Annotated in this window: 16 protein-coding genes; 5 read left to right on the forward strand and 11 right to left on the reverse strand. The window is 69.3% G+C overall.

The annotated features are described in order from the left end of the window. The first annotated feature begins 118 nt into the window (after positions 1 to 118). Together dnaB and alr are read left to right on the forward strand one after the other, a co-directional pair. The gene (gene dnaB / locus SZ55_RS03230; RefSeq protein ID WP_044401194.1) at positions 119 to 1,513 is read left to right on the forward strand and encodes a replicative DNA helicase; all 1,395 of its coding nucleotides are present in this window, start codon (positions 119 to 121) and stop codon (positions 1,511 to 1,513) included. Between the two features lie 87 nt (positions 1,514 to 1,600). Further along, positions 1,601 to 2,677, forward strand: a complete 1,077-nt coding sequence (alr, locus tag SZ55_RS03235; RefSeq protein ID WP_044401195.1) for an alanine racemase — start codon at positions 1,601 to 1,603, stop codon at positions 2,675 to 2,677. 18 nt (positions 2,678 to 2,695) lie between these two features. On the opposite strand, the gene SZ55_RS03240 is transcribed toward alr, so the two are convergent. Continuing rightward, on the reverse strand, positions 2,696 to 4,582 hold the full coding sequence (locus SZ55_RS03240) for a diguanylate cyclase domain-containing protein (RefSeq protein ID WP_152644433.1): 1,887 nt from the start codon (positions 4,580 to 4,582) through the stop codon (positions 2,696 to 2,698). A 234-nt stretch (positions 4,583 to 4,816) separates the two neighbouring features. Here SZ55_RS03240 and SZ55_RS03245 point away from each other — a divergent pair, with 234 nt between their 5' ends. After that, positions 4,817 to 7,111 carry a YgiQ family radical SAM protein gene (locus SZ55_RS03245; RefSeq protein ID WP_044401200.1) on the forward strand — a complete coding sequence of 765 codons (2,295 nt, stop codon included), beginning with the start codon at positions 4,817 to 4,819 and terminating at the stop codon, positions 7,109 to 7,111. Positions 7,112 to 7,580: 469 nt separating this feature from the next. Here the strand turns inward: SZ55_RS03245 and SZ55_RS03250 are convergent, their stop codons facing one another. The 8 genes from SZ55_RS03250 to SZ55_RS03285 all read right to left on the reverse strand — a co-directional run bounded on the left by SZ55_RS03250 (position 7,581) and on the right by SZ55_RS03285 (position 18,773). Next, a complete protein-coding gene (locus SZ55_RS03250; RefSeq protein WP_044401207.1) occupies positions 7,581 to 8,513 on the reverse strand; it encodes a transglutaminase family protein in 933 nt (310 codons plus the stop codon). Further along, complete coding sequence (locus tag SZ55_RS03255) at positions 8,513 to 11,008, reverse strand: circularly permuted type 2 ATP-grasp protein (RefSeq protein WP_044401210.1); 2,496 nt, start codon at positions 11,006 to 11,008, stop codon at positions 8,513 to 8,515. The genes SZ55_RS03250 and SZ55_RS03255 overlap by 1 nt, the downstream gene beginning before the upstream one ends. A gap of 27 nt (positions 11,009 to 11,035) precedes the next feature. Continuing rightward, complete coding sequence (locus SZ55_RS03260; protein WP_044401212.1) at positions 11,036 to 14,317, reverse strand: transglutaminase family protein; 3,282 nt, start codon at positions 14,315 to 14,317, stop codon at positions 11,036 to 11,038. A 520-nt stretch (positions 14,318 to 14,837) separates the two neighbouring features. Further along, a complete protein-coding gene (locus SZ55_RS03265; RefSeq protein WP_044401215.1) occupies positions 14,838 to 15,959 on the reverse strand; it encodes an SO2930 family diheme c-type cytochrome in 1,122 nt (373 codons plus the stop codon). Continuing rightward, positions 15,956 to 17,197: a parallel beta-helix domain-containing protein gene (locus tag SZ55_RS03270; RefSeq protein WP_044401217.1), complete on the reverse strand. Its 1,242-nt coding sequence runs from the start codon at positions 17,195 to 17,197 to the stop codon at positions 15,956 to 15,958. The genes SZ55_RS03265 and SZ55_RS03270 overlap by 4 nt, the downstream gene beginning before the upstream one ends. Before the next feature lie 91 nt (positions 17,198 to 17,288). Further along, positions 17,289 to 17,735 carry a GNAT family N-acetyltransferase gene (locus SZ55_RS03275; protein ID WP_044401221.1) on the reverse strand — a complete coding sequence of 149 codons (447 nt, stop codon included), beginning with the start codon at positions 17,733 to 17,735 and terminating at the stop codon, positions 17,289 to 17,291. Positions 17,736 to 17,738: 3 nt separating this feature from the next. Continuing rightward, the gene (locus SZ55_RS03280) at positions 17,739 to 18,113 is read right to left on the reverse strand and encodes a thiol-disulfide oxidoreductase DCC family protein (protein WP_044401224.1); all 375 of its coding nucleotides are present in this window, start codon (positions 18,111 to 18,113) and stop codon (positions 17,739 to 17,741) included. A 72-nt stretch (positions 18,114 to 18,185) separates the two neighbouring features. Next, positions 18,186 to 18,773 (reverse strand): TIGR00730 family Rossman fold protein, encoded by a 588-nt coding sequence (locus SZ55_RS03285; protein WP_044401235.1) that lies wholly within the window; start codon positions 18,771 to 18,773, stop codon positions 18,186 to 18,188. Positions 18,774 to 19,129: 356 nt separating this feature from the next. Here SZ55_RS03285 and azu point away from each other — a divergent pair, with 356 nt between their 5' ends. Beyond that, on the forward strand, positions 19,130 to 19,579 hold the full coding sequence (gene azu, locus SZ55_RS03290) for an azurin (RefSeq protein ID WP_044401239.1): 450 nt from the start codon (positions 19,130 to 19,132) through the stop codon (positions 19,577 to 19,579). A 189-nt stretch (positions 19,580 to 19,768) separates the two neighbouring features. Here the strand turns inward: azu and SZ55_RS03295 are convergent, their stop codons facing one another. Both SZ55_RS03295 and SZ55_RS03300 read right to left on the reverse strand, forming a co-directional pair. After that, on the reverse strand, positions 19,769 to 20,794 hold the full coding sequence (locus SZ55_RS03295; protein WP_044401241.1) for a DUF1338 domain-containing protein: 1,026 nt from the start codon (positions 20,792 to 20,794) through the stop codon (positions 19,769 to 19,771). A gap of 80 nt (positions 20,795 to 20,874) precedes the next feature. After that, complete coding sequence (locus SZ55_RS03300) at positions 20,875 to 21,786, reverse strand: LysR substrate-binding domain-containing protein (RefSeq protein ID WP_044401243.1); 912 nt, start codon at positions 21,784 to 21,786, stop codon at positions 20,875 to 20,877. Between the two features lie 130 nt (positions 21,787 to 21,916). Between SZ55_RS03300 and amaB the strand changes: the two genes are divergently transcribed. Next, positions 21,917 to 23,407, forward strand: a complete 1,491-nt coding sequence (amaB, locus tag SZ55_RS03305; protein ID WP_044401247.1) for an L-piperidine-6-carboxylate dehydrogenase — start codon at positions 21,917 to 21,919, stop codon at positions 23,405 to 23,407. Positions 23,408 to 23,424: the final 17 nt, after the last annotated feature.

Below are 23,424 nucleotides of genomic sequence, written 5' to 3' on the forward strand. Positions count from 1 at the left end.
GAGGGCCATCCAGGCGGAGCAGGCTTGCACTCCGGTGCGGCCGGCTCAACAATCGGGCACGTCATTGCGCAAGCGGTGACGTGCCCGTTGTCTTTCTACCCCCTTCCATTCCGAGCCCATGAACGAGATCAGCATTCCCGAGCAGTTCGACCTGGAAACCTCAGCCCTCAAGGTGCCGCCGCACTCCATCGAGGCCGAGCAGGCGGTTCTGGGTGGCCTCATGCTGGACAACAACGCCTGGGAGCGGGTGCTGGACCAGGTGTCCGATGGCGACTTCTACCGCCACGACCACCGACTGATCTTCCGCTCCATCTTCAAGCTCGCCGAGCGCAACATGCCCTTCGACGTCGTCACCCTGTCCGAGCAACTGGACAAGGAAGGGCAGCTGTCCCAGGTCGGTGGCCTGGCGTACCTCGGCGAATTGGCCAAGAACACCCCCTCGGTGGCCAACATCAAGGCCTACGCGCAGATCATCCGCGAGCGCGCCACCCTGCGGCAGCTGATCGGCATCAGCAACGAGATCGCCGACAGCGCCTACGCCCCCCAGGGCCGTACCGGCGAGGAGATCCTCGACGAGGCCGAGCGCAAGATCTTCGAGATCGCCGAAGCCCGTCCCAAGACCGGCGGCCCGGTAGGCATCAACGACATCCTGGTCAGGGCCATCGACCGCATCGACGAGTTGTTCAACAACGGCGATGCCATCACCGGCCTGACCACCGGCTTCGACGACCTCGACCAGCAGACCAGCGGCCTGCAGCCGGCGGACCTGATCATCGTCGCCGGCCGTCCCTCCATGGGTAAGACCACCTTCGCCATGAACCTGGTGGAGAACGCCCTGATGCGCAGCGACAAGGCGATCCTGGTGTACTCCCTGGAGATGCCCTCGGAATCCATCGTGATCCGTATGCTCGCCTCCCTCGGCCGCATCGACCAGACCAAGGTCCGTGCCGGCCGGCTGGACGACGACGACTGGCCGCGGCTCACCTCCGCGGTGAACCTGCTCAACGACCGCAAGCTGTTCATCGACGACACCGCCGGTATCTCCCCCTCGGAAATGCGCGCCCGTACCCGCCGCCTGGCCCGCGAGCACGGCGAGATCGGCCTGATCATGGTCGACTACCTGCAGCTCATGCAGATCCCCGGTTCCAGCGGCGACAGCCGGGTGAACGAGATTTCCGAGATCTCCCGCTCGCTCAAGGCCCTGGCCAAGGAATTCAACTGCCCGGTGATCGCCCTGTCCCAGCTCAACCGCTCCCTGGAACAGCGCCCCAACAAACGCCCGGTCAACTCCGACCTCCGCGAATCCGGGGCCATCGAGCAGGACGCCGACATCATCATGTTCGTGTACCGCGACGAGGTGTATCACCCCGAGACCGAGTACAAGGGCGTCGCCGAGATCATCATCGGCAAGCAGCGTAACGGCCCCATCGGCACCGTCCGCCTGGCCTTCCTCGGCAAGTACTCGCGCTTCGAGAACCTCGCCCCCGGCAGCTACAACTTCGAAGACGAGTAGACCGGCTCGCAACATCCGTCGTGGATCAATGAACACGGGCGCCCTGCAGGTATCATGGGCGCCCGTTTTCGTTCATGAGCCACGCCCATGCGCCCGCTGATCGCCGCCGTCGACCTCTCCGCCATCCGCCACAACCTCGCCGTCGCCCAGCGTTGCGCGCCCGGACGCCAGGTGTTCGCGGTGGTCAAGGCCAACGCCTACGGCCACGGTGTACGCGAAGTGGTGAGCGTGCTGCGTGGCGTTGCCGACGGTTTCGCCGTCGCCTGCCTGGAGGAGGCTGCCGAAGTCCGCGCCCTGGACGACCGCGCCCGCATCCTGCTGCTGGAAGGCTGCTTCGAAGCGCGTGAAGTGATGATCGCCGCCCAACTCGGCCTCGACCTGGTGATCCAGAGCGAGCGCCAGGCCCGCGCCCTGCTGGCGTCGGACATCGGCCGCCCGCTGAACGTCTGGCTCAAGCTCGACACCGGCATGCACCGCCTGGGTTTCGACGGTGACAGCCTGCGCGCCTGGCATGCCCACCTGCAGGGCGACGCACGCATCGCCGAGCTCAACCTCATCAGCCACTTCGCCTGTGCCGACGAGCGCGGCCACAGCCTCACCGAGGTGCAACTGGAGCGCTTCCTCGACGTCCTCGACCTGGATTTCCACCAACGCAGCCTGGCCAACTCGGCCGCCGTGCTCAGCGTCCCGGCTGCCCACATGGACTGGGTCCGCCCCGGCATCATGCTCTACGGCGCCAGCGCCATCAGCGACCTCAGCGCCCGCGAACTGGGGCTCAAGCCGGCCATGAGCCTGACCGCCGAACTGATCGCCGTGCGCGACCTGGCCGCCGGCGAGAGCGTTGGCTACGGCGCCACCTGGGTCGCCCAGCGCCCCTCGCGGATCGGCACCGTCAGCTGCGGCTACGCCGACGGCTACCCGCGCCACGCCCCCAGCGGCACCCCCGTGGTGATCCACGGCCAGCGCGTCCCGCTGGCCGGGCGGGTGTCGATGGACATGCTCGCGGTGGACCTCACCGACCTGCCGGAGGCCCGCGAAGGGGATGCCGTGGAACTCTGGGGGGCGCAATTGCCGGTGGATGAAGTGGCCGCCGCCTGCGGCACCATCGGCTACGAGCTGCTGACCAAGGTCACCGCCCGCGTTCCCCGTCGCTACCTGAGCTGACGGGGAGGGCACACAGGCTCAGGTCAGCCCGGTGGGCACCTTCAGCACGTCCAGGCGCAGGCAGGCCTCGCCGGACAGCTCACCGTTGTCGCCGAAGATGGCGAAGCCCGAACGTCCCCGGTCCTTCACCTGGTAGAGCGCCTGGTCCGCCGTCTTGTACAGGCCGGCGAACTGCCGGGCGTGGTTCGGGAAGAGCGCCACACCGATGCTGATGGTCACCGTCAGCTCGTGCTGGCCGTAGCTCACCGGCTTGGACAGCTCCGCCAGCAGGCGCTCGGCGATCTCCCGCGCGTGGGGTTCGGCATCCGGCCCGCAGATCAGCACCGCGAACTCGTCCCCGCCCAGCCGCGCCACGCTGTCGCCGCCGCGCACGTGCTCGCGCAGGCGGTGGCCGATGGCCCGCAGCATCGCGTCCCCGGCGTCGTGGCCATGGCGGTCGTTGATCGGCTTGAAGTGGTCCAGGTCGATCAGCATCAGCGCCACCGTCTCCTCGCGGCGTCCCGCATTGGCCAGGGCCTGCTCGGCGCGGTCGATCAGGTGGCGGCGGTTGGGCAGGTCCGTGAGGCTGTCGTGGAACGCCGCGTGCTCCAGCTCGCGCTCCCGCTCGCTGAGGCGCTGGTTGGCCGCCGCCAGTTCCGCCGTGCGCCGGGTCACCGCCGCCTGCAGCTCGTCCGAGCTGGCCTGCATCTGCGCCAGCCGCGCGGTCTTCTCGCGGTCGGCCAGTTCCAGCGCGGCCGCCTTCTCCTGCTTGAGCATCTGGATGCGGTAGGCCAGGGCGAAGGAGAACAGGATGGACTCGGCCGCCACCGCGATGGGGAACATGTAGGCCGTGAAATTGGTGGGCTGCACGATTCCCGCCGCACGCATCACCAGCACGGCGGTGCTGATCAGCACCGTGCCGTAGCCCACCAGGTAGAAGCGCGCCGGGAAGAAGCCCTGGTAACAGCGCACCCCCGCGCTGACCAGCGCAGTGGGCACCGTGACGATGGGCGTCAGGGCGATCAGCAGGGCGCCCTCGGCGCGGTAGCCGAAGGCGTTGATCAGGATGGCGATGGCATAGAGCACGCAGCCGGTGTTGAACGCCCGATCCGCCCACACCAGCCCGCGCCGGGTGTAGAGCAACTCCTGGGTGAAGCGCATGACGAAGATGCCCCACAGCGAGGGCAGGGTGATGCGGTCCAGCCAGAACGGCACCGGCCAGTCTCCCCAGAAGTACTGGAAGCCGTGGCCGGTCATGCTGAGGATGAACACCAGCGCGCAGCCGGTGGCCAGCACGTACCAGAAGTAGGCCTTGTCCCGCAGCGCCACGAGGATGAACAGGTTGTAGAGGAACAGCGCCAGGATCACCCCGTAGATGATGCCGAAGCCCATGTTCTCGGTGGCGCGCAGGTCCTGCAGGTCCTGCAGCTGCCAGACCTTGAGGGGGAAGGAGTTGCCGGCCGGGTCGTAGCTGCGGAAGTAGAAGGTCAGCCCCTGCTCGTCGATGGGCGGCAGGCGGAACACCATGCGCCGGTAGTCATGGTCGCGGCCCTCGGCGAAGGGCACGCTCTCGCTGGTGACGCGCTCCCGCCAGCCGCCCTGGCCGTCCGGCAGGAACAGGCTCACCCGGTACACGGTGATGCCCGAGTTCTCCAGCCACCACTGCGCCGGAGCCCCCGGCGCGCGGGCCAGTTGCACCTTCACCCACCACTGGCTGCGGCTCTGCCCCACCGAAGCACGCCCCTCGGCCGGCACGAAACGCGCCTGCACCGCCGGGTCGGCCATGTCGGCGATGGTCAGTTGGCCGCTGGGGTCTTCGAGGAGTTCGATGGAGCCGTTGAGGGGGCGGCCGCTGCTATCGGGTTGCAGGGTGAAGGGAGCTGCGCCGGCGTGCGTGCACAGGCCAAGGACACCCAGCAGAACCATCAGGGGGATGAGTCGAGATAACACCGCACGCTCCTGTGTGCCCGTTACCGGTGGAAGCGGGCGATCTTGTTATCGGCGGGAGTATAGCCATTGGACATCAACGCTTCATGACAGGAGCACGAATCGTGCCGTCATCTGTCCGAAGCACCCTCAAAAAACCAAGCGTGGGAGTCGGGCTTGTACATTTTTTGTGCTATATTCCGCGCCCCCGTGAAAGCCAGCTGATCAAAAAACATGCAAGCCGCCAAGCCGCTGTTCGACTACCCCAAGTACTGGGCCGAGTGCTTCGGGCCCGCCCCCTTCCTGCCCATGAGCCGGGAAGAGATGGATCAGCTGGGCTGGGATTCCTGCGACATCATCATCGTCACCGGCGATGCCTACGTCGATCATCCTTCGTTCGGCATGGCCATCATCGGCCGTCTGCTGGAGGCCCAGGGCTTCCGCGTGGGGATCATCGCCCAGCCCGACTGGCGCTCGAAGGACGACTTCATGAAGCTCGGCGAGCCGAACCTGTTCTTCGGGGTCGCCGCCGGCAACATGGACTCCATGATCAACCGCTACACCGCCGACCGTAAGATCCGCTCCGACGACGCCTACACCCCCGGCGGCGTCGCCGGCAAGCGCCCCGACCGCGCCAGCCTGGTCTACAGCCAGCGCTGCAAGGAAGCCTACACCCACGTCCCGGTGGTGCTCGGTGGCATCGAAGCCTCCCTGCGCCGCATCGCCCACTACGACTACTGGCAGGACAAGGTGCGCCGCTCCATCCTCATGGACGCCACCGCCGACATCCTTCTCTACGGCAACGCCGAGCGCGCCGTGGTCGAGATCGCCCAGCGCCTGTCCCGTGGCGAAGCCATCGAACGCATCACCGACGTGCGCGGCACCGCCTTCGTCCGCCGCGACACCCCCGAAGGCTGGTACGAGGTGGACTCCACCCGCATCGACCGCCCGGGCCGCGTCGACAAGATCATCAACCCCTACGTCAACACCCAGGACACCGAAGCCTGCGCCATTGAGCAGGCCAAAGGGGAGGTCGAGGACCCGAACGAAGCCAAGGTCGTGCAGATCCTCGACAGCCCGCGCATGACCCGCGACAAGACGGTGATCCGCCTGCCGTCCTTCGAGAAGGTGCGCAACGACCCGGTCCTCTACGCCCACGCCAACCGCGTGCTGCACCTGGAGACCAACCCGGGCAACGCCCGCGCACTGGTGCAGAAGCATGGCGAGGTGGACGTGTGGTTCAACCCGCCACCCATCCCCATGACCACCGAGGAAATGGACTACGTGTTCGGCATGCCCTACGCGCGCGTGCCGCACCCGGCCTATGGCAAGGAGAAGATCCCCGCCTACGAGATGATCCGTTTCTCGGTGAACATCATGCGTGGCTGCTTCGGTGGCTGCACCTTCTGCTCCATCACCGAGCACGAAGGCCGCATCATCCAGAACCGCTCCCACGACTCGATCATCCGCGAGATCGAGGAAATGCGTGACAAGGTGCCGGGCTTCACCGGCGTGGTCTCCGACCTCGGCGGCCCGACCGCCAACATGTACCGCATCGCCTGCAAGGACCCGGAGATCGAGCGTCACTGCCGCAAGCCGTCCTGCGTCTTCCCCGGCATCTGCGAGAACCTCAACACCGACCACAGCTCGCTCATCGAGCTGTACCGGAAGGCGCGCGCACTGCCCGGCGTGAAGAAGATCCTCATCGCCTCCGGCCTGCGCTACGACCTGGCCGTGGAGTCCCCCGAGTACGTCAAGGAGCTGGTGACCCACCACGTCGGCGGCTACCTCAAGATCGCCCCGGAGCACACCGAGCGCGGCCCGCTGGACAAGATGATGAAGCCCGGCATCGGCAGCTACGACCGCTTCAAGCAGATGTTCGAGAAGTACTCGAAGGAAGCGGGCAAGGAGCAGTACCTCATCCCGTACTTCATCGCCGCCCACCCCGGCACCACCGATGAAGACATGATGAACCTCGCCCTGTGGCTCAAGCGCAACGGCTTCCGTGCCGACCAGGTGCAGGCGTTCTACCCCTCGCCCATGGCCACCGCCACGGCCATGTACCACTCGGGCAAGAACCCCCTGCGCAAGGTCACCTACAAGAGCGACGGCGTCACCATCGTCAAGAGCGAGGAGCAGCGCCGCCTGCACAAGGCCTTCCTGCGCTACCACGACCCGAAGAACTGGCCGCTGCTGCGCGAGGCCCTGCAGCGCATGGGCCGCGCCGACCTGATCGGCAACGCCAAGCACCAGCTGATCCCCACCTTCCAGCCGCAAGCCGACGAGTACCACAGCGCCCGCCGCAAGAACTCCACCACGGCCGGCACACGCAAGGCCGGCAGCACCGGCAAGGTGCTCACCCAGCACACCGGCCTGCCGCCCCGTGGCAGCGATGGCAGCAAGCCGTGGGACAAGCGCGAGCAGGCCAAGGCGGCAGCCCAGGCCCGCAAGCGCGCCGAGGAGAAGGCCGCCGGGCCCGGCAAGGGCGGTGGCAAGAAGCCCGCAAAGCGCCCCGTCGCGCCACGCTGACTGAACGGTGATGTCCGCAGATAGAGCCAAGCTGGTTTTCGAGTTCTGCGGATGTCGCGTGTTTCGCCCCGCCGGGCGAGCCCCTTTTGGCAGTCGCCCCAAAAGGAGCCAAAAGGGCTTGCCCCTGCATCCGGGTCCCGCTGCGCGGGACTTCCCTCGCTCCATCGTCGTTCCAGGGGCCCGCGCTGACGGGCCATCCCTGGCCCGGCAGCGCTTTCGCGACATCCATGTCGCTCAGCCCCCTACACGACGATTCCGCTCGGCCTCCTGAAGGGGCACGTTCCTTGCCCCGCCATTCACGCGAAAGCATGAACCCGGCGTGCGCTTCGGATGCATTTCAATGGTGGGAGCGTGCGATGGCTAAAGGCGTTGGCTGGGTTGGCCGTCAGAGCGCTGGTGCGTGTGGCGAAATGGGCGATATCAGCAGAGCTGGTGTACAGGCCTGACGCGCCACGGCCCCTCTCATGCTCTAGACCGCCATCTCCCACAACGGCATCACCGTCACCCGCACCTCCGGGTCATGGCTGCCGCCCCCGAGGATCACGCCCCGCAGCGGGGAGACGTCCGAGAAGTCCCGGCCCCAGCCGAGGGTGATGTGCTCCAGGTCCGGCAGCATGTTGTTGGTCGGGTCGAAGTCCACCCAGCCGTGCCGGGGGCAGTACACCGACACCCAGGCGTGGGAGGCGTCGGCGCCGATCAGCCGGGGTTGCCCCGGTGGTGGCTGGGTCAGCAGGTAGCCGCTGACGTAGCGTGCGGCCAGGCCCCGCGAGCGCAGGCAGGCCAGCATCAGGTGGGCGAAGTCCTGGCACACGCCACGGCGGCGCTCCAGCACTTCCACCAGGGGTGTCGCCACCTGGGTCGCATCGGCGTCGAAGTCGAACTCGCGGAAGATCTTCTCCATCAGTGCCGCCACGCCCCGCAGCAGCGGTCGGCCGAGGGGGAAGCAGTCCTCGGCGTAGTCGGCGAACTGGCGCTTCAGGCGCACGTAGGGCGACTCGCTGCGGAAGCGGCAGGCCTCCAGTGTGTCCGCCGGCAGCGGCCGCCCGGTGTAGGCCAGGCCGGCCAGCACCTGCTCCCAGGCCGGCGAGGCGTCGAGGTCGAAGGGGCCGCGGGGCAGTACCTCCACCAGCAGCCGCGCGTTGACCTGCAGTTCGTCGTGGGGGCGCTCGAAGGCCAGCCGGGTCAGCGGGTTGCCGAACACGTCCAGCCCGTCGCTGCGGGTCGAGGGTGCGGGGTGGATCTCCAGGGACTGGCCATGGCAGCGCTGCCAGGGGCATTCCCGGGGCCACAGGTGCACCTGCTGCTGCGACAGCGACACCGGCGAGGCATAGCGGTAGAGGGTGTCGTGGAACACCTGGTAGCGCGCGCCCTGGGGCGCGAGGGAGAGGGCGGGGGCGTGCATCAGGTGGACACCGTTTGCTGGCTGACGTCATCGACATGGGCAAAATAGCGCAGCCCGAGGCGGTCGGAGAGCTGGCCGGCGAGGGTGGCGATCTCCTGCAGCAGGCCGGCCAGCCCTTCCAGCACCTCGTCGACGCTGTCGGCGCCGAACAGCGGGTTCTCCAGGCTGCCCAGGTCGAAGGCCAGCAGGCGCCCGATCAGCCCGCTGAGCACCAGCTCCTGGGGCGCCCCGAAGGTCTCGTGCACGCGCGCCAGGGAGCGTTCCAGCGCCTGCAGCTGGAAGCGCAGGGCATGGGGGTTCTGTTCGTGCAGCAGCAGCAGGTCCAGCACCGGGATCAGCTGCGGCGAGGCCAGGTAGCGCGAGCGGTAGGTGATGGTGCTGTTGCCCAGCTCCAGCAGCCAGTCCAGGGTGCCGGCCTCCCAGGCCGCGCCGCCGCGCAGGACGCCGGCGATGGCCTCGGCGAAGAACTGCACCCGCTCGATGCGCCGGCCGATCATCAGGAAGCGCCAGCCGTCGTCGCGGGTCATGTCGTCCAGGGCGAAGCCCGACAGCGCCGCCATCGACATCAGCAGCCGCCCGAGGAAGTCCAGGGCATCGCCCAGGTCCACCTGGCGCGGGTCGAGGGCATTCACCTCGCGTTGCAGCTCCAGCAGCGCGTGCCAGTTCTCCCGTGACAGGCGCCCGCGCACCTGGGCGGCCGACCAGTGCAGGCGGCGCAGGTTGGCGCGCAGGCTGAAGGGCCAGTCCTCGCTCAGCAGGGCGTCCAGCAGGCGTCGCTCCAGGGGCGCGTCGCCGGCCGGCAACTGCCCCAGCTGGCCGGCCAGGTGCAATGCGCTGTGCAGCGCCTGCTCGTCGCCGTCGGCGTCCACGTAGCGGGTCAGCACCACCCGCAGCAAGCGCGCCGAGTCGTCGCAGCGCTCGGCGTAGCGGCCGAACCAGAACAGGTTCTCCACCAGCCGCGAGGGCAGGTACGGGTCCTGGCGCACCAGGTCGCGCACCCCCAGTTCGCGCGGGCGCAGCGGTTCCCCGGTCACCGGGCGGTCGGCCAGCACCCAGGTGTCCTTGCTGGCGCCGCCGCGCTGCATGGACACCACCTCGGCATCCGCCTCCGAGGCCACCCGCGTCAGCCCGCCGGGCATCACCCAGTAGCCGCCGTCGGCCGTGGCCACCGCGAACACCCGCATGCCGATGGCGCGGGCCTGCAGGGTGCCGCCGTGGTCCGGCTGCCACACCGGGGCCAGCGACAGCTGCGCCTGGTGCTGCGCCACGTAGGCGTGGGGGCGGGCCCGCAGGCGTTGGTGCAGGGCCTCGCGCTCGGAGGCCGAGAGGGTGTGGCCGAAGACCGGCTCGAAACTCTGGGAAGGGAAGGCCGGCTTGATCACCAGCCCCTCCAGCCCGGTGAGGATGTCCCCCAGCGCGCCCGGCTCGCCGCACCAGCGGGTGCCCACGGTGGGCAGCAGCAGCTCCTCGCCGAACAGGCGGCGGTTCACCCCCGGGAGGAAGCCCAGCAGCCCCGGCGACTCCAGCACGCCGCTGCCCAAAGCATTGGCCACCAGCACCCGGCCCTGGCGCACTGCCTCCAGCAGGCCGGGCACGCCCAGGGCCGAGTCGGTGCGCAGCTCCAGCGGGTCGCAGAAGTCGTCGTCCAGGCGGCGCAGCACGGCGTGCACGCGCTTCAGGCCGCCCAGGGTCTTCAGGTAGAGGGTGGCGTCGCGCACCGTCAGGTCGCTGCCTTCCACCAGGGGGAAGCCCAGCTGGCGGGCCAGGTACAGGTGCTCGAAGTAGGTCTCGTTGAAGCGTCCGGGGGTCAGCAGCACCACCAGCGGCGTCTCGCCATCGCTGGGGGCCTGGCGCAGCAGGGTGTCCTGCAGGGCGCGGAAGTAGCCGGCCAGGTACTGCACCCGCAGGTCGCGGTACAGCTCCGGCAGGGCGCGGGAGACGATCTGCCGGTTCTCCAGCGCATAGCCCGCGCCGGAAGGGGCCTGGGTGCGGTCGGCCAGCACGTGCCACTGGCCGTCGGCATCGCGCGCCAGGTCCACCGCGTAGCTGTGCAGGAAGCGCCCGCCCGCCGGGCGGATGCCCTGGCAGGGCCAGAGGAAGCTGGTGTGGCCGAACACCAGCTCGCTGGGCAGCAGACCCTCGCCCACCAGGCGCTGCTCGCCGTAGAGGTCGGCCAGCACCGCGTCCAGCAGGCGTGCGCGCTGGGCCACGCCGGCGGCGATGGGCGCCCATTCCGCCGCGCTGAGCAGGTTCGGCAGCAGGTCCAGCTCCCAGGGGCGGTCGGTGCCCTTGGGGTCGGCGTAGACGTTGTAGGTGACGCCGTTCTCCTGGATCTGCCGCACCAGCAGCTCCTGGCGCTGGCGCAGCTGGGCCGCGCCGCTGCGCGCCAGTTGCTGGTGCAGGCGCTGCCAGTGGGGGCGCACACGGCCCTCCGCCTCCAGCAGCTCGTGGTAGGCGGTGGGGCTGTAGGGGTAGTGGGCGAGCAGGTCAGGCATCGGGGACTCGGTTCAGGGTGGCCCGGATCAGCGGCGGCGCAGGTCCAGGGTCATGGGCAGTTCGTCGCTCCTCGCCGGGGCGGTGACCTCCAGCGTGCCGGGGGTGTGCCCGTGGCGGAAGAACCGCGCCAGGCGCCGGCTTTCCGCCTCGTAGGCGTTGACCGGCACGCGCTCGTAGTTGCGCCCGCCCGGGTGGGCCACATGGTACTGGCAGCCGCCCAGGGAGCGCTGCATCCAGGTGTCCACCAGGTCGAACACCAAGGGCGCGTGCACGCCGATGGTGGGCTGCAGGCGCGCGGCCGGCTGCCAGGCGCGGTAGCGCACGGCGCCGATGTACTCGCCGACCCGGCCGGTGTTCTGCAGCGGCACCGGCTCGCCGTTGCAGGTCAGCACGTAGCGGTCCGGGGCCAGGCCGCCGAGGCGCACCTGCACCCGCTCCAGGGAGGAGTCGACGTAGCGCACGGTGCCGCCGATGGTGCCTTCCTCGCCGAGCACGTGCCAGGGCTCCAGGGCCTGGCGCAGCTCCAGCTCGATGCCCTTCACGGCGAAGTCGCCGTACCGCGGGAAGCGGAACTCGAAGTGCGGGTCGAACCAGTCGCTGCGCACCGGGTAGCCGGCCTCGTTCAGCTCCTGCACCACGTCCTCGAAGTCCTGGCGGACGACGTGCGGCAGCATGAAGCGGTCATGCAGATCGGTGCCCCAGCGGGCCAGCTTCGGCGGCGCGTAGGGCGCCTCCCAGAAGCGCGCCACCAGCCCGCGCAGCAGGAGCTGCTGGGCCAGGCTCATGCGCGCGTGGGGCGGCATCTCGAAGGCGCGCAGCTCCAGCAGGCCCAGGCGGCCGCTGGCGCTGTCGGGGGAATAGAGCTTGTCGATGCAGAACTCGGCGCGGTGGGTGTTGCCAGTCACGTCCACCAGCAGGTTGCGCAGCAGCCGGTCCACCCGCCAGGGCGGGCAGTCGCTGCCGGGTGCGGGCATCTGCGAGAAGGCCACTTCCAGCTCGTAGAGCGCATCGTTGCGCGCCTCGTCCACCCGGGGTGCCTGGGAGGTGGGGCCGATGAACAGGCCGGAGAACAGGTACGACAGCGACGGGTGGTTGTGCCAGTAGCTCACCAGGCTGCGCAGCAGGTCCGGGCGGCGCAGGAAGGGCGAGTCCGCCGGGGTGGCGCCGCCGAGGACGAAATGGTTGCCGCCGCCGGTGCCGACGTGGCGGCCGTCGACCATGAACTTCTCGCTGGCCAGCCGCGTCTGCCGGGCTGCCTCGTAGAGGAACTCGGTGCGCTCCTCCAGCTCGTCCCAGTTGCTGGCCGGGTGGATGTTCACCTCGATCACCCCCGGGTCCGGGGTGACGCGGAAGCACTCCAGGCGCGGGTCGCGGGGCGGCTCGTAGCCCTCCAGCAGCACCGGGCAGGCCAGGGCCCCGGCGGTGGCCTCGATGGCCGCCACCAGTTCCAGGTAGGCCTCCAGCTCCCCCAGCGGCGGCATGAACAGGTACAGCCGGCCCTCGCGGGGCTCGGCGCAGAGCGCGGTGCGGGTGATGCCGCCGGCGGACTGGTGCGGGCCGGGCGGCTGCTGCGCCGGCGTGGCGGCTCCATGGCGTGGCTGGGTGCGCAGCTCGGCGGTTCGGCGCAGCGGGGGGAAGGCCTGGCTGGGGTCGGCGGCCTGCACGTAGGGGTAGTCCGCCTCGCTGACCCAGGGTTGCGAGTCCAGCGGCAGGCGATAGCCCAGCGGCGAGTCGCCGGGGATCAGCCGGCAGTGTTCGTCCCGCAGGAACCAGGGGCCGGTCTGCCAGGCGTCGCCGGCTGGGCTGCGCGCCAGCGGCAGCACCTGCCCGACCACGCTGCCCAGGCCGCGCTCGAACACCCGGCGCAGGCGTTCACGCTCCAGCGGGTCGGCCAGGCGCGGATCGTCCGGGGTGACGTTGATCGGCAGGCGGCGCTCGCGCCACAGGTAGTAGAGGGCGTCTTCATAGGCCGGGAACAGCGCCGAGTCCGGCAGGCCCAGCTGCTGCGCCACGCCGGCCAGGAAGCGCGCCGCCAGCTCGGCGTCGGCGCCGTAGTCGCGGCGTTCGTCGGCCAGCAGGGCGCGGTCCTGCCAGACCGGCTCGCCGTCCTTGCGCCAGAAGCAGTTCAGCGACCAGCGCGGCAATTGCTCGCCGGGGTACCACTTGCCCTGGCCGAAATGCACCAGGCCCTGGGGCGCGTAGTGGTCGCGCAGGCGGTGGAACAGCTCGGCGGCCAGGCGACGCTTGTTGGGGCCGAGGGCGGCGGTGTTCCACTCCGGGTCGTCGGGGTAGTCGATGGCGACGAAGGTCGGCTCGCCGCCCATGGTCAGGCGCACGTCGCGGGCCTGCAGGTCGCGGTCGATGCGCCGGCCGAGGTCCTGGATGGCCTGCCATTGCGCGTCGCTGTAGGGGCGGGTGACCCGGGGCGCCTCCCAGACCCGCTCCACGCGCATGCTGTGGCTGAACTCGCACTCGCATTCCTCCAGCATCCCGCTGATGGGCGCGGCGGAGGAGGGCTCGGGGCTGCAGGCGAGCGGGATGTGGCCTTCACCGGCGAACAGCCCGGAGGTGGGGTCCAGGCCGATCCAGCCGGCGCCGGGCAGGTACACCTCGCACCAGGCGTGCAGGTCGGTGAAGTCCACCTCGGTGCCGCTGGGGCCGTCGAGGGCCTTCTGGTCGGCGGTGAGCTGGATCAGGTAGCCGGAGACGAAGCGCGCCGCCAGGCCCAGGTGGCGCAGCAGCTGCACCAGCAGCCAGGCGGAGTCGCGGCAGGAGCCGGAGCCCTTCTCCAGGCTCTCCTCCGGGCTCTGCACTCCCGGCTCCAGGCGGATCAGGTAGCGGATGTCGTTGGCCAGGCGCTGGTTCAGCTCCACCAGGAAATCCACCGTGCCCCGGGGCGTGCGGTCCACGCCGGCCAGGTAGTCGGCGAACAGTGGCGTGGCCGGCAGGCGGATCAGGTAGGGCGCCAGTTCGCGGGCCTCGTCGGCGGTGTAGTCGAAGGGCGCCAGCTCGGCGTAGGGCTCGAGGAAGAAGTCGAAGGGGTTGAACACCGCCATCTCGGCCACCAGGTCCACCTCGACCTTGAGTTCGCCGGTCTTCTCCGGGAACACCAGGCGCGCCAGGTAGTTGCCCTGGGGGTCCTGCTGCCAGTTGATGAAGTGCTGCTCGGGCAGCACCTTCAGGCTGTAGCCGAGGATGCGGGTGCGGCTGTGGGGCGCCGGGCGCAGGCGGATCACCTGCGGGCCGAGGGCAATGGCCCGGTCGTAGCGGTAGTGGGTGACGTGATGCAGAGCGACGTGAATCGACACGGCGTGCCTCCTGCGAGCCTGGGCGATGAGCCTGCTGCGCAAGTCTCATGCCAGCGGCCAGGGTCCTGTTTTGGGGTGGTCGACGGCGCTTGCGGCACCGCATTGGGGCCGCAACCGCACCGTTTCGAGCGGCCTGCACGAAAATGGTTCGTGCCGCCCTCGGGTCGGGTCCGCGGGTGAGCTTAGACAGGGAAGATGACCGGCGCGCAGGCCGAGGCAGCTGTGCCCTCCCCATCACGGATGAATCCGCTCCCACAGGGCGCGGCATAGGTAGCCCGGGCTTCAGCCCGGGAGGCCCGAGCCAGTCGGTAGGGCGGACGTCGCTCTCTACGTCCGCCGACGGTGCGGCGGGTGCTCCGCTGGTGGACCGGTGAAGCGCGGCCCACCCTGCGCCACCCATCGCGGATAAATCCGCTCTCACAGGGCGCAGCATAGGTAGCCCGGGCTTCAGCCCGGGAGGCCCGAGTCAGTCGGCAGGGCGGACGTCGCTCTTCACGTCTACCGACGGCGCGGCGCGGATCTAGCCCTGGCAGTTGCCCGGCAGGCTGGCGATCCAGCGTTGGAGGATGTCCAGGCCCTCGCGGTGGGTAGTGGAGCGGCCCAGCTCCGGCATCATCACGCTGGGGTCGGTGCTTTCGACGCGGTAGGTGAGCACCGAGGCGTCGGGCTGGCCGGGGTGGATGTCCACCAGGCGGTCGCCGGAGCCCTTGCCCGCCGCCACCGGCTGCTTGCACAGGCCGTAGTTGATGCCCATCGCGGCCGCCGCATCGAGGAACAGCCCGGAGGTGCGCGCCGGTCCCTTGGGGTTGTGGCAGTGGCCGCAATTGGCGTCCAGGTAGCTGCGGGCCTGCCGCTCCAGGGGCTCGTCGGGGCGCGGGTGGCCGAACAGCGCGTTGCGCGGCAGGTCGGCGACCGGCCCCGGTACACCGGCGAGAAAGCCCCGGGCCTGCCAGCGTTCCAGCTGGTTGGCGTTGCCGTCGGCGTACACCAGCTCGCGGTTCAGGTGGCGAACCTTGGGCCCGAGCGGGCGCACACCCTCGCCGTGGCGCTCTTCGTGGCAGCCGGCGCACTGGTTGGCGTCGGGCACCTGGTAGTCCACCGCCAGGGGCTGCCCGGCGTCGTCCTGCAGGGTCAGGTCCAGGCTGGCGCCGGCCCATTCCAGGGTCGCTTCGCGCTGGGCCTCGTCCCACACGTAGGGCAGGGCCACCCAGCCGTCCTTCTGGCGCAGCAGGATGCGCGTCTCCACCAGCCGCACCTGGTCCAGGGCCAGGCCCTTGGCCGGGTCGCGTTCGTCGCGGGTGTTCTTCAGCAGGCGACCATGGGCGTCCTTCGGGTAGTAGAAGGTCTTGGTCAGCACCGTGCCCACCGGGTAGTCGAAGTGGTCCTCGCCGTACTGCGCGGCCTGGCCTGCCGGCATCCAGACGGTGCGCAGCTTGTGCGCGTAGTCGGTGAACAGCGGGGTGTTCAGGTCGTAGGGCAGCACCTCGGCGGCGGGCGTGAGGTGCCCGTCGTGCAGGTGCAGCATGCCCCACTGGCTGAGCGTCTCCGGGTAGGCATCGCCTTCGGGCATGAAGCGCGGCGCCTGCTCCCGGCCGCAACCGACGAGGAGCAGCAGCGCCAGCAGGAGCGCGCGCCCCTTCATGCGCCAGGCGCCTTGGCCGGGGTGCCGAGGACGATCTCCGGCAGGCGCGGCAGCGTGCAGCGGTGGGCGCTCATGTCGGTGCTGATGTTCTTGTAGCCGTTGGGGCCGTCGACGTTGATCAGCGTGGCCTCGCCGTTGTCGACGCAGATGCCCAGCTCCGCCGGCAGCTTGCCGTCCACCAGTTTGGCGGGGTTCACGTAGCCGTCCCAGAGGATGTCCGGCAGGCGGCCGTTGAGGCCGAACTTGGCCAGCTTGAGGGCCTTGAGTTCGAGGTTGTCGGGGCTGTCGCCGCCCGGTCCGAAGCGGTTGCCGTGGATGTAGATGCGCTCGGGGTAGGGGTCGAAGCTCTCCGAGGTGGAGAGGTTGGTGTAGCCGGTGCTGAAGTAGCTGCTGACGATGACGTTGGCGGTGCGGTGGCCGCCGATATCGTTGTCGAAGATCTCCACGTCGTCGTTGGAGTTGATCACCACGCCGGAGCCCGCCGGCACGCTGGCCACCGGGGTGCCCTTGTGGCCGAAGTTGTCGTGGTCGTTGTCCTTGACCTGGTTGCGGTAGACCCGCGTGCCGTGCCCCGGCTGCTGCAGGTTGGGCATGTTGAACACGAGGATGCCGCCGGTGTTGCCGGTGGCGATGTTGTCGTAGACGTCGGCGCCGATGGTGTTCTCGATCTCGATGCCGGCGACGTTGCGCTCGGCCCGGCTGTTGCGCACCACCACGTTGCGCGACTGGCCGACGTAGATACCGGCGTCGGAGGCGCCGATGGCCACCGCGCCTTCGATCAGGGTGTTCTCGGTCTGCACCGGGTAGATGCCGTAGGCGCCGTTCTCGGTGGCCGGGCCGTTGGTCCATTCGGTGCGCACGTTGCGGATGACGATGTTCTTGCCGCCCACCACCTTGAGCGCATCGCCCTTGGTGTCCTCCAGGGCCAGGTCCTCGATGGTGAAGTCCGAGGCATCCACCAGCAGCCCTTCGGCGCCGGCCTTCTGGCCCTTGAAGTTGAGGATGGTCTTGTCCATCCCGGCGCCCTTGAGGGTCACGCCGCTGACCTTGAGGCTGAGGCTGCGGTCGAGCTGGTAGGTGCCGGCGGGAATCTCGATGACGGTGCCCGGCTTGGCCTTGATCAGCCTGGCCTGCAGGTCCTTCTGGAAGTCCGCGTGGGTGGTGGGTGCCTTGTCCTGCTCGCCGCAGGCGGCCAGGACGAGTGACAGCGCAAGAAGGGAGAGAGGGGCGATACGCATGGCAGGCTCCGTCATTGTTTTTATTGAGTTGGCACTATAGTGCTAAAAACAATGTGTAACCAGTTCTTTCAGGGGCCTGCCGCCCGGCGGTTCAGCCGGGCAGACGCAGGTGCAGGATGGGAAAGGGGCGGCCGGAGCCGTCCAGCTCGGAGCGCTGCTCCAGCTCGAAGCCCAGGTGGTGGTAGAAGCCCACGGCCTGCGGGTTCTGTTCGTTCACATCCACCGCGCGGGCGCCGTCCACGTCGATGGCGTGTTGCATCAGGCGGCGCCCCAGGCCCTGGCCGTGGCAGGCCGGGTCGACGAAGAGCATCTCCACCTTGCCCTCGGCGGTGCCGACGAAGCCGTGCAACTGGCCGGCCGCGTCCCGTGCGGCGGTGAGCCGTACGCAGTCCAGGTAGGTGTCGCGCACCAGGGGGCGGAAGAAGTCGATGTCGTCTTCGCCAAGGAAATGATGGGTGGCGCGCACGGCGGCTTCCCAGATGGCTGCCAGGCGCTGGCGGTCGGTGTCGGTGAGGGGGGAAAGGGTTTCCAGGTCCATGGGTTACCAGTGTCCTTTGCGTCGGTTCCAGTGGTAGAGCAGGCGGGCGAAGGCCTTGTAGCCCAGTTGCGCCAGCGGGTGGATCAGGGGTAGCGACAGCAGGCGGGCTTTCCAGCGCTCCTTCGGCGAGTGGCGCCAGAGCACGATGAAGGCGTCCACGCCCATGCGCTTCACGCCCTGCTCATCCACCACGTGCAGGCGCTCGCGCACGTATTCCAGCGATTCGCCGATCTCTGCGACGGCGTCGTTGTCCTGGTGGATGTCGGCCCATTGCACCTGGCAGGCGGTGGTCTTGTCCTTCTGCCCTTCGATGCCCGCCCGGCACACCGGGCAGGCGCTGTTGTAGTAGACCTTGATGCGGTCCTGTTCATCGGCCATGGGGCACTCCCTGCGCGGGCCGGATCGGCCCGGGCGCCAGGGTGCTGCAGCGCCCCTCGGGCTGTCCAGCGGTCAGTGCGGCTTGCGGTCCACCCACTTGGGCGCGACGGTGGGCTGCCAGGCTTCCAGGCGGCCGAGCAACTGGTCGGGGGTGCCGCCGACCTGCAGCATGCCGCGGTGCTGGTCACGCACGAAGCGCTCTTCCACCAAGTGGTCGAGGAACTCGGTGAGCTTGCCGTAGAAGCTGTTCACCTCCAGCAGGCCCAGGGGCTTGCTGTGGTAGCCGAGCTGGCCCCAGGTCCACACCTCGAACAGTTCCTCCAGGGTGCCCAGGCCGCCGGGCAGGGCGATGAAGGCGTCGGCCAGTTCGGCCATGCGGGCCTTGCGCGCGTGCATGCCGTCGACCACTTCCAGGCGGCTCAGGCCCTTGTGGCCGATCTCCGCCTCTTCCAGGCTGCGCGGGATGATGCCGATCACCTCGCCGCCAGCAGCCAGGGCTGCATCGGCCACGGTGCCCATCAGGCCCACGGCGCCACCGCCGTACACCAGGGTGATGCCGCGCTCGGCGAGGGTACGGCCCAGGTCGCTGGCCGCGCGTTGGTAGATGGGGTTGGCGCCGGGGCTGGCGCCGCAGAATACGCAGACGGAGCGCAAGGTCATGATCGGTTCCTGGCGAAAAAAGCGCGCAAGATTACCGACTTCGCACCCGTCCCGGAAGCGGCGCATGGGCGCAGCTTCCGAACGGTAGGACGCGCCGGGTTCAGTCGGCGCAGGTGCCGCTGGCGCCGGCAGCGTAGGCGGCGAGCAGGCTCTGCAGGAAGTTCATGGCAAGGCTCCATTGGGATGACGTGCACAGCCTAGGGGCGCCCGCCGTGGCCTGCACGACAAGGCTTTGCATCGCCCTCATAGGCGGTTGCCAATCGTGCGGCCCGTTGCCGCAGGTTATGGGAACTGGCGCTCGAGTCAGGCAGTCTTCCGTATCGGGCGCTTTGCCCAAACCTGCCAAGGAGAAACCCATGATTCGCAAGCTCGTCGTTGCATCCGTGCTGGCCCTGGCCAGTGCTCCGCTGCTCGCTGCTGAATGCTCCGTGGATGTCGAGGCCACCGACCAGATGACCTTCAACACCAAGGAAATCAAGGTCAGCAAGAGCTGCAAGAGCTTCACCGTGAACCTCAAGCACGTGGGCAAGCTGCCCAAGAACGTGATGGGTCACAACTGGGTGCTGACCAAGACCGCTGACGCCCAGCCGGTTGCCACCGAAGGCATGGCCGCCGGTGTCGACAAGGACTACCTGAAGGCCGACGACGCCCGCATCATCGCCCACACCAAGCTGATCGGTGGCGGCGAGAGCGCCAGCGTCTCCTTCGATGTGTCCAAGCTGGCTGCGGGTGAAAGCTACGAGTTCTTCTGCTCGTTCCCCGGCCACGTGGCGATGATGAAGGGCAACCTGGCCCTGGTCGACTGATCACTCAGGCAAGGCAAGAAGGCCGCTCATCGAAGCGGCCTTTTTCATGGGTGTTTTTTGTCCACCAGGCGGGGTCACGGCGAGCGCCAATGGTGGATGGAAAGAGCGCCATCCACCTACGCCCGATCGGCGCCGCGCGGTGTGCAGGGGCGAGCTCTGCTCGCGAACTCCCGGGCAGGGAGGCCCGTATCAGGCCCCGACCTGCCCCGCCGTCATCTTGAAGATGCCCTGGGCGTTGCTGCTGTCGAAGGCCAGGTCCAGGCGGCCGGTGCTGTCGTCCACCCGGCGCTGGATGAACTCCACGAAGGACCCCGGCACCTCCCGCTGCACCGGGCGGCCGCTGGCGTCCAGCAGTTCGCGCCGGACCTGCACGGCGCGGTAGGCGGTCTGCAGGACGCGGCCGGAGGCGGAGACCTCGATGCTCGGCTTCATCGGCCGGCCCTTGGCGTTCTGCTCGGCCACCAGGGCCTCCAGGTCGGCGACGCGGTCGGTCAGGTGGTTGAACATGTTGCCCTCGGTGGCGATCCAGGCCATCTCCACGCTTTCCTCCCGCAGGCGCAGGTAGTCCGCTTCGTGCGGGGTCGGGTGCTGGCGGTCGAAGGCGGCGTGGAGCGCCGGGAGCAGTTCGCGGGCCTGGACCGGGCTGCACTGGCGCTCCCGCCAGAGCTGGTCGAGCACCGCCAGGTGCGTGGGCGAGAGCGGGTCGCGGCTCTGGCCCACCACGCGGCTCACGGCCTCGCGGAAGCCTTCGCTGAAGCGTCCCGGGTGCAGTTCGGAGACGAAGAACTGGGCGATGTCCTCCGGCAGGTCGAGGTGGCGGTAGGCGTGCCCGGTCATGTTCAGGCGGGTCAGCGGGTAGGTGCGCACGTCGGTGAAGCCCAGGGGCTCCAGCAGGCGGTTGAAGGCCTGGCGACCGCGCGGCAGCGCGCCGTTGTCCGGCCAGTCGACGGTGCGGATGGCGCCGTGGTCGAAGCACACCTGGCGCCCGGCGGCGCGCTGTTCCTCGACGTAGGTGCGGCCGATGGGCACCGCCTCCACCAGCTTGTGGAACAGGCACAGGTTGAGCGCCTCGGCCAGCCAGGCGCGGTGCACCTGCCGGTCATCGAAGGGGAAGGCGGCCAGGCCCTCGGGCACTTCCACGTGGGTGCGCACCCAGTGGGCGGCGTCGGGGCCGATCACATGGGCAACCAGGTCGAACAGGCGGTCGGTGGACATCGGCGGCTTCCAGCGGCGAGGACGATGGCGTTATCCAAGCAGCCGGGCGGGGGCGCGGCAAACGAAAAAAACCGCTGCATTCATTCCGTTTTTTCCTGATGGGGCGGTTCCAGCTGCTCGCGCATCCAGCGCACGAAGTCGCGCACCTTGGGTACCTCGGCGGTGTGCTCGGGGTAGGCCAGGTAGTAGGCGTTGCGGCTGGGCATGGCGTGGTCCCAGGGGATCGCCAGCTTGCCCTCGGCCAGCTCCTCTTCCACCAGGAAGCGCGGCAGCAGGGCCACGCCGCAGCCGGCCTGGGCGGCGCGGATGCACATGTAGGAGGTGTCGAAGCGCGGCCCGTGGTAGCTGTGCTCGGTGTGCCGGCCCTGGCTCTGGAACCACTCGTGCCAGGCTTCCGGGCGGGTGGCGTTCTGCAGCAGCACCAGGCGGGTGAGCTGGGTGGGGTCGGTGAAGGGGGCCTCGGGCAGGGTGGAGGGGGCGCACACCGGCACCACTTCCTCGCTGAACAGGCGGATGCACTCGGCGCCGGGCAGTGCGCCCTGGCCGAAGAACAGCGCCACGTCGGCGCGGCCCTGCACCAGCGCATCCGGCTCCAGCTCGTTGCGCACGTCCAGGTGGATGTTCGGGTGGCGCAGGCGCCAGCCCTTCAGGCGCGGGATCAGCCAGCGCGCGCCGAAGGTGGGTGGCGTCGCCACCCGCAGCACCTCGGTCTCGCCGCCGTAGGACAGCATGTAGTGGGTCGACATCTCCACCTGGGTGAGGATCTTGCGCACCTCGGCCAGGTACAGCGCACCCGCCGGGGTCAGCTGCAGGCGCCGGCGCACGCGGCGGAACAGCAGGTGCTGGAGCATGTCCTCCAGCTGCGCCACCTGCTTGCTCACGGCGCTCTGGGTCAGCGCCAGCTCTTCCGACGCGCGGGTGAAGCTCAGGTGCCGGGCCACGGCCTCGAAGCATTGCAGGGCGGTGAGGGAGGGCATGTGGCGCTTGAGCATGGGCGGGTCCGGGCGGCTGGGGTTCATGAGCAAACGGAATGATATGTGGAGCAAAGGTCGTTTGTTGGCAAGCCCCCGGAGCGGCTAATACTGGCGCCGACCTTTCATCCCGTGCTTTCCAGGAGTTCCCATGGTTGCCGCATTGCTCGATCGCCTCGGCGTCGCCCCCGGCCTCTACCGGCAGGGCGATCACGCCGTGCACACCCCCATCGACGGCAGCGTCATCGGCCAGGTGCGGCTGCAGGGCCGTGACGAGGCGCGGGCCTGCATCGAGCGGGCCGATGCCGCCTTCCAGGCCTGGCGCCAGGTGCCGGCACCGCGCCGGGGCGAGCTGCTGCGCCGCTTCGGCGAGGCGCTGCGGGCGCACAAGGCGGACCTCGGCGAGCTGGTCTCCTGGGAGGCCGGCAAGATCGCCCAGGAAGGCCTGGGCGAAGTGCAGGAGATGATCGACATCTGCGACTTCGCCGTCGGCCTGTCGCGTCAGCTCTACGGCCTGACCATCGCCTCCGAGCGGCCGGGCCACCACATGCGCGAGACCTGGCACCCGCTGGGTGTGGTCGGGGTGATCAGCGCCTTCAACTTCCCGGTGGCGGTGTGGTCGTGGAACGCCGCGCTGGCGCTGGTGTGCGGCAACAGCGTGGTGTGGAAGCCCTCGGAGAAGACCCCGCTCACCGCCCTGGCCTGCCAGGCGCTGTTCGAGCGCGTGGCCGCTGAGTTCTCCGATGCCCCGGCGCACCTCTGCCAGGTCCTGCTGGGCGCCCGCGAGGCCGGCGAGGCGCTGGTGGACGACCGCCGCGTGGCGCTGGTCAGCGCCACCGGCAGCACCCGCATGGGCCGCGAAGTGGCGCCCCGGGTGGCTGCGCGCTTCGGCCGCAGCATCCTCGAACTGGGCGGCAACAACGCCATGATCCTCGCCCCCAGCGCCGACCTCGACCTGGCGGTGCGGGCCATCCTCTTCAGCGCCGTCGGCACCGCCGGCCAGCGCTGCACCACCCTGCGCCGGCTGATCGCCCACGAGTCGGTGAAGGCCGAGATCGTCGAGCGCCTCAAGGTCGCCTATGCCCGCGTGCGCATCGGCCACCCGCTGGAGGGCAACCTGGTCGGCCCGCTGATCGACCGGGGCAGCTTCGAGGCCATGCAGGCCGCGCTGGACAAGGCCCGCGCCGAAGGCGGCACGGTGTTCGGCGGCGAGCGCCAACTGGCCGAGCGCTACCCCGGCGGCTACTACGTGTCGCCGGCCATCGTCGAGATGCCGGGACAGACCGAGGTGGTGTGCCACGAGACCTTCGCGCCGATCCTCTACGTCATCGGCTACCGCGACTTCGACGAGGCGGTGGCGCTGAACAACGCCGTGCCCCAGGGCCTGTCGTCCTGCCTGTTCACCACCGACGTGCGCGAGGCGGAACGCTTCCAGTCGGCGGTGGGCAGCGACTGCGGCATCGCCAACGTCAACATCGGCCCCAGCGGGGCGGAGATCGGCGGCGCCTTCGGCGGCGAGAAGGAAACCGGCGGTGGCCGCGAATCCGGCTCCGACGCCTGGAAGGCCTACATGCGCCGGCAGACCAACACCGTGAACTATTCCCACGAGCTGCCGCTGGCCCAGGGCATCACCTTCGATTGAGCGGGTCGCTACACCGG

It is taken from the genome of Pseudomonas sp. FeS53a (assembly GCF_000931385.1).
Taxonomy (GTDB): domain Bacteria; phylum Pseudomonadota; class Gammaproteobacteria; order Pseudomonadales; family Pseudomonadaceae; genus Metapseudomonas; species Metapseudomonas otitidis.

Coding starts and splice junctions, on each gene's coding strand:
- SZ55_RS03255 (WP_044401210.1), bottom strand. CDS start 11,008: ATGCCTGACCTGCTCGCCCACTACCCCTACAGCCCCACCGCCTACCAC.
- SZ55_RS03265 (WP_044401215.1), bottom strand. CDS start 15,959: ATGAAGGGGCGCGCGCTCCTGCTGGCGCTGCTGCTCCTCGTCGGTTGC.
- dnaB (WP_044401194.1), top strand. CDS start 119: ATGAACGAGATCAGCATTCCCGAGCAGTTCGACCTGGAAACCTCAGCC.
- amaB (WP_044401247.1), top strand. CDS start 21,917: ATGGTTGCCGCATTGCTCGATCGCCTCGGCGTCGCCCCCGGCCTCTAC.
- azu (WP_044401239.1), top strand. CDS start 19,130: ATGATTCGCAAGCTCGTCGTTGCATCCGTGCTGGCCCTGGCCAGTGCT.
- SZ55_RS03240 (WP_152644433.1), bottom strand. CDS start 4,582: ATGGTTCTGCTGGGTGTCCTTGGCCTGTGCACGCACGCCGGCGCAGCT.
- SZ55_RS03300 (WP_044401243.1), bottom strand. CDS start 21,786: ATGCTCAAGCGCCACATGCCCTCCCTCACCGCCCTGCAATGCTTCGAG.
- SZ55_RS03245 (WP_044401200.1), top strand. CDS start 4,817: ATGCAAGCCGCCAAGCCGCTGTTCGACTACCCCAAGTACTGGGCCGAG.
- SZ55_RS03280 (WP_044401224.1), bottom strand. CDS start 18,113: ATGGCCGATGAACAGGACCGCATCAAGGTCTACTACAACAGCGCCTGC.
- SZ55_RS03275 (WP_044401221.1), bottom strand. CDS start 17,735: ATGGACCTGGAAACCCTTTCCCCCCTCACCGACACCGACCGCCAGCGC.
- alr (WP_044401195.1), top strand. CDS start 1,601: ATGCGCCCGCTGATCGCCGCCGTCGACCTCTCCGCCATCCGCCACAAC.
- SZ55_RS03295 (WP_044401241.1), bottom strand. CDS start 20,794: ATGTCCACCGACCGCCTGTTCGACCTGGTTGCCCATGTGATCGGCCCC.
- SZ55_RS03270 (WP_044401217.1), bottom strand. CDS start 17,197: ATGCGTATCGCCCCTCTCTCCCTTCTTGCGCTGTCACTCGTCCTGGCC.
- SZ55_RS03250 (WP_044401207.1), bottom strand. CDS start 8,513: ATGCACGCCCCCGCCCTCTCCCTCGCGCCCCAGGGCGCGCGCTACCAG.
- SZ55_RS03285 (WP_044401235.1), bottom strand. CDS start 18,773: ATGACCTTGCGCTCCGTCTGCGTATTCTGCGGCGCCAGCCCCGGCGCC.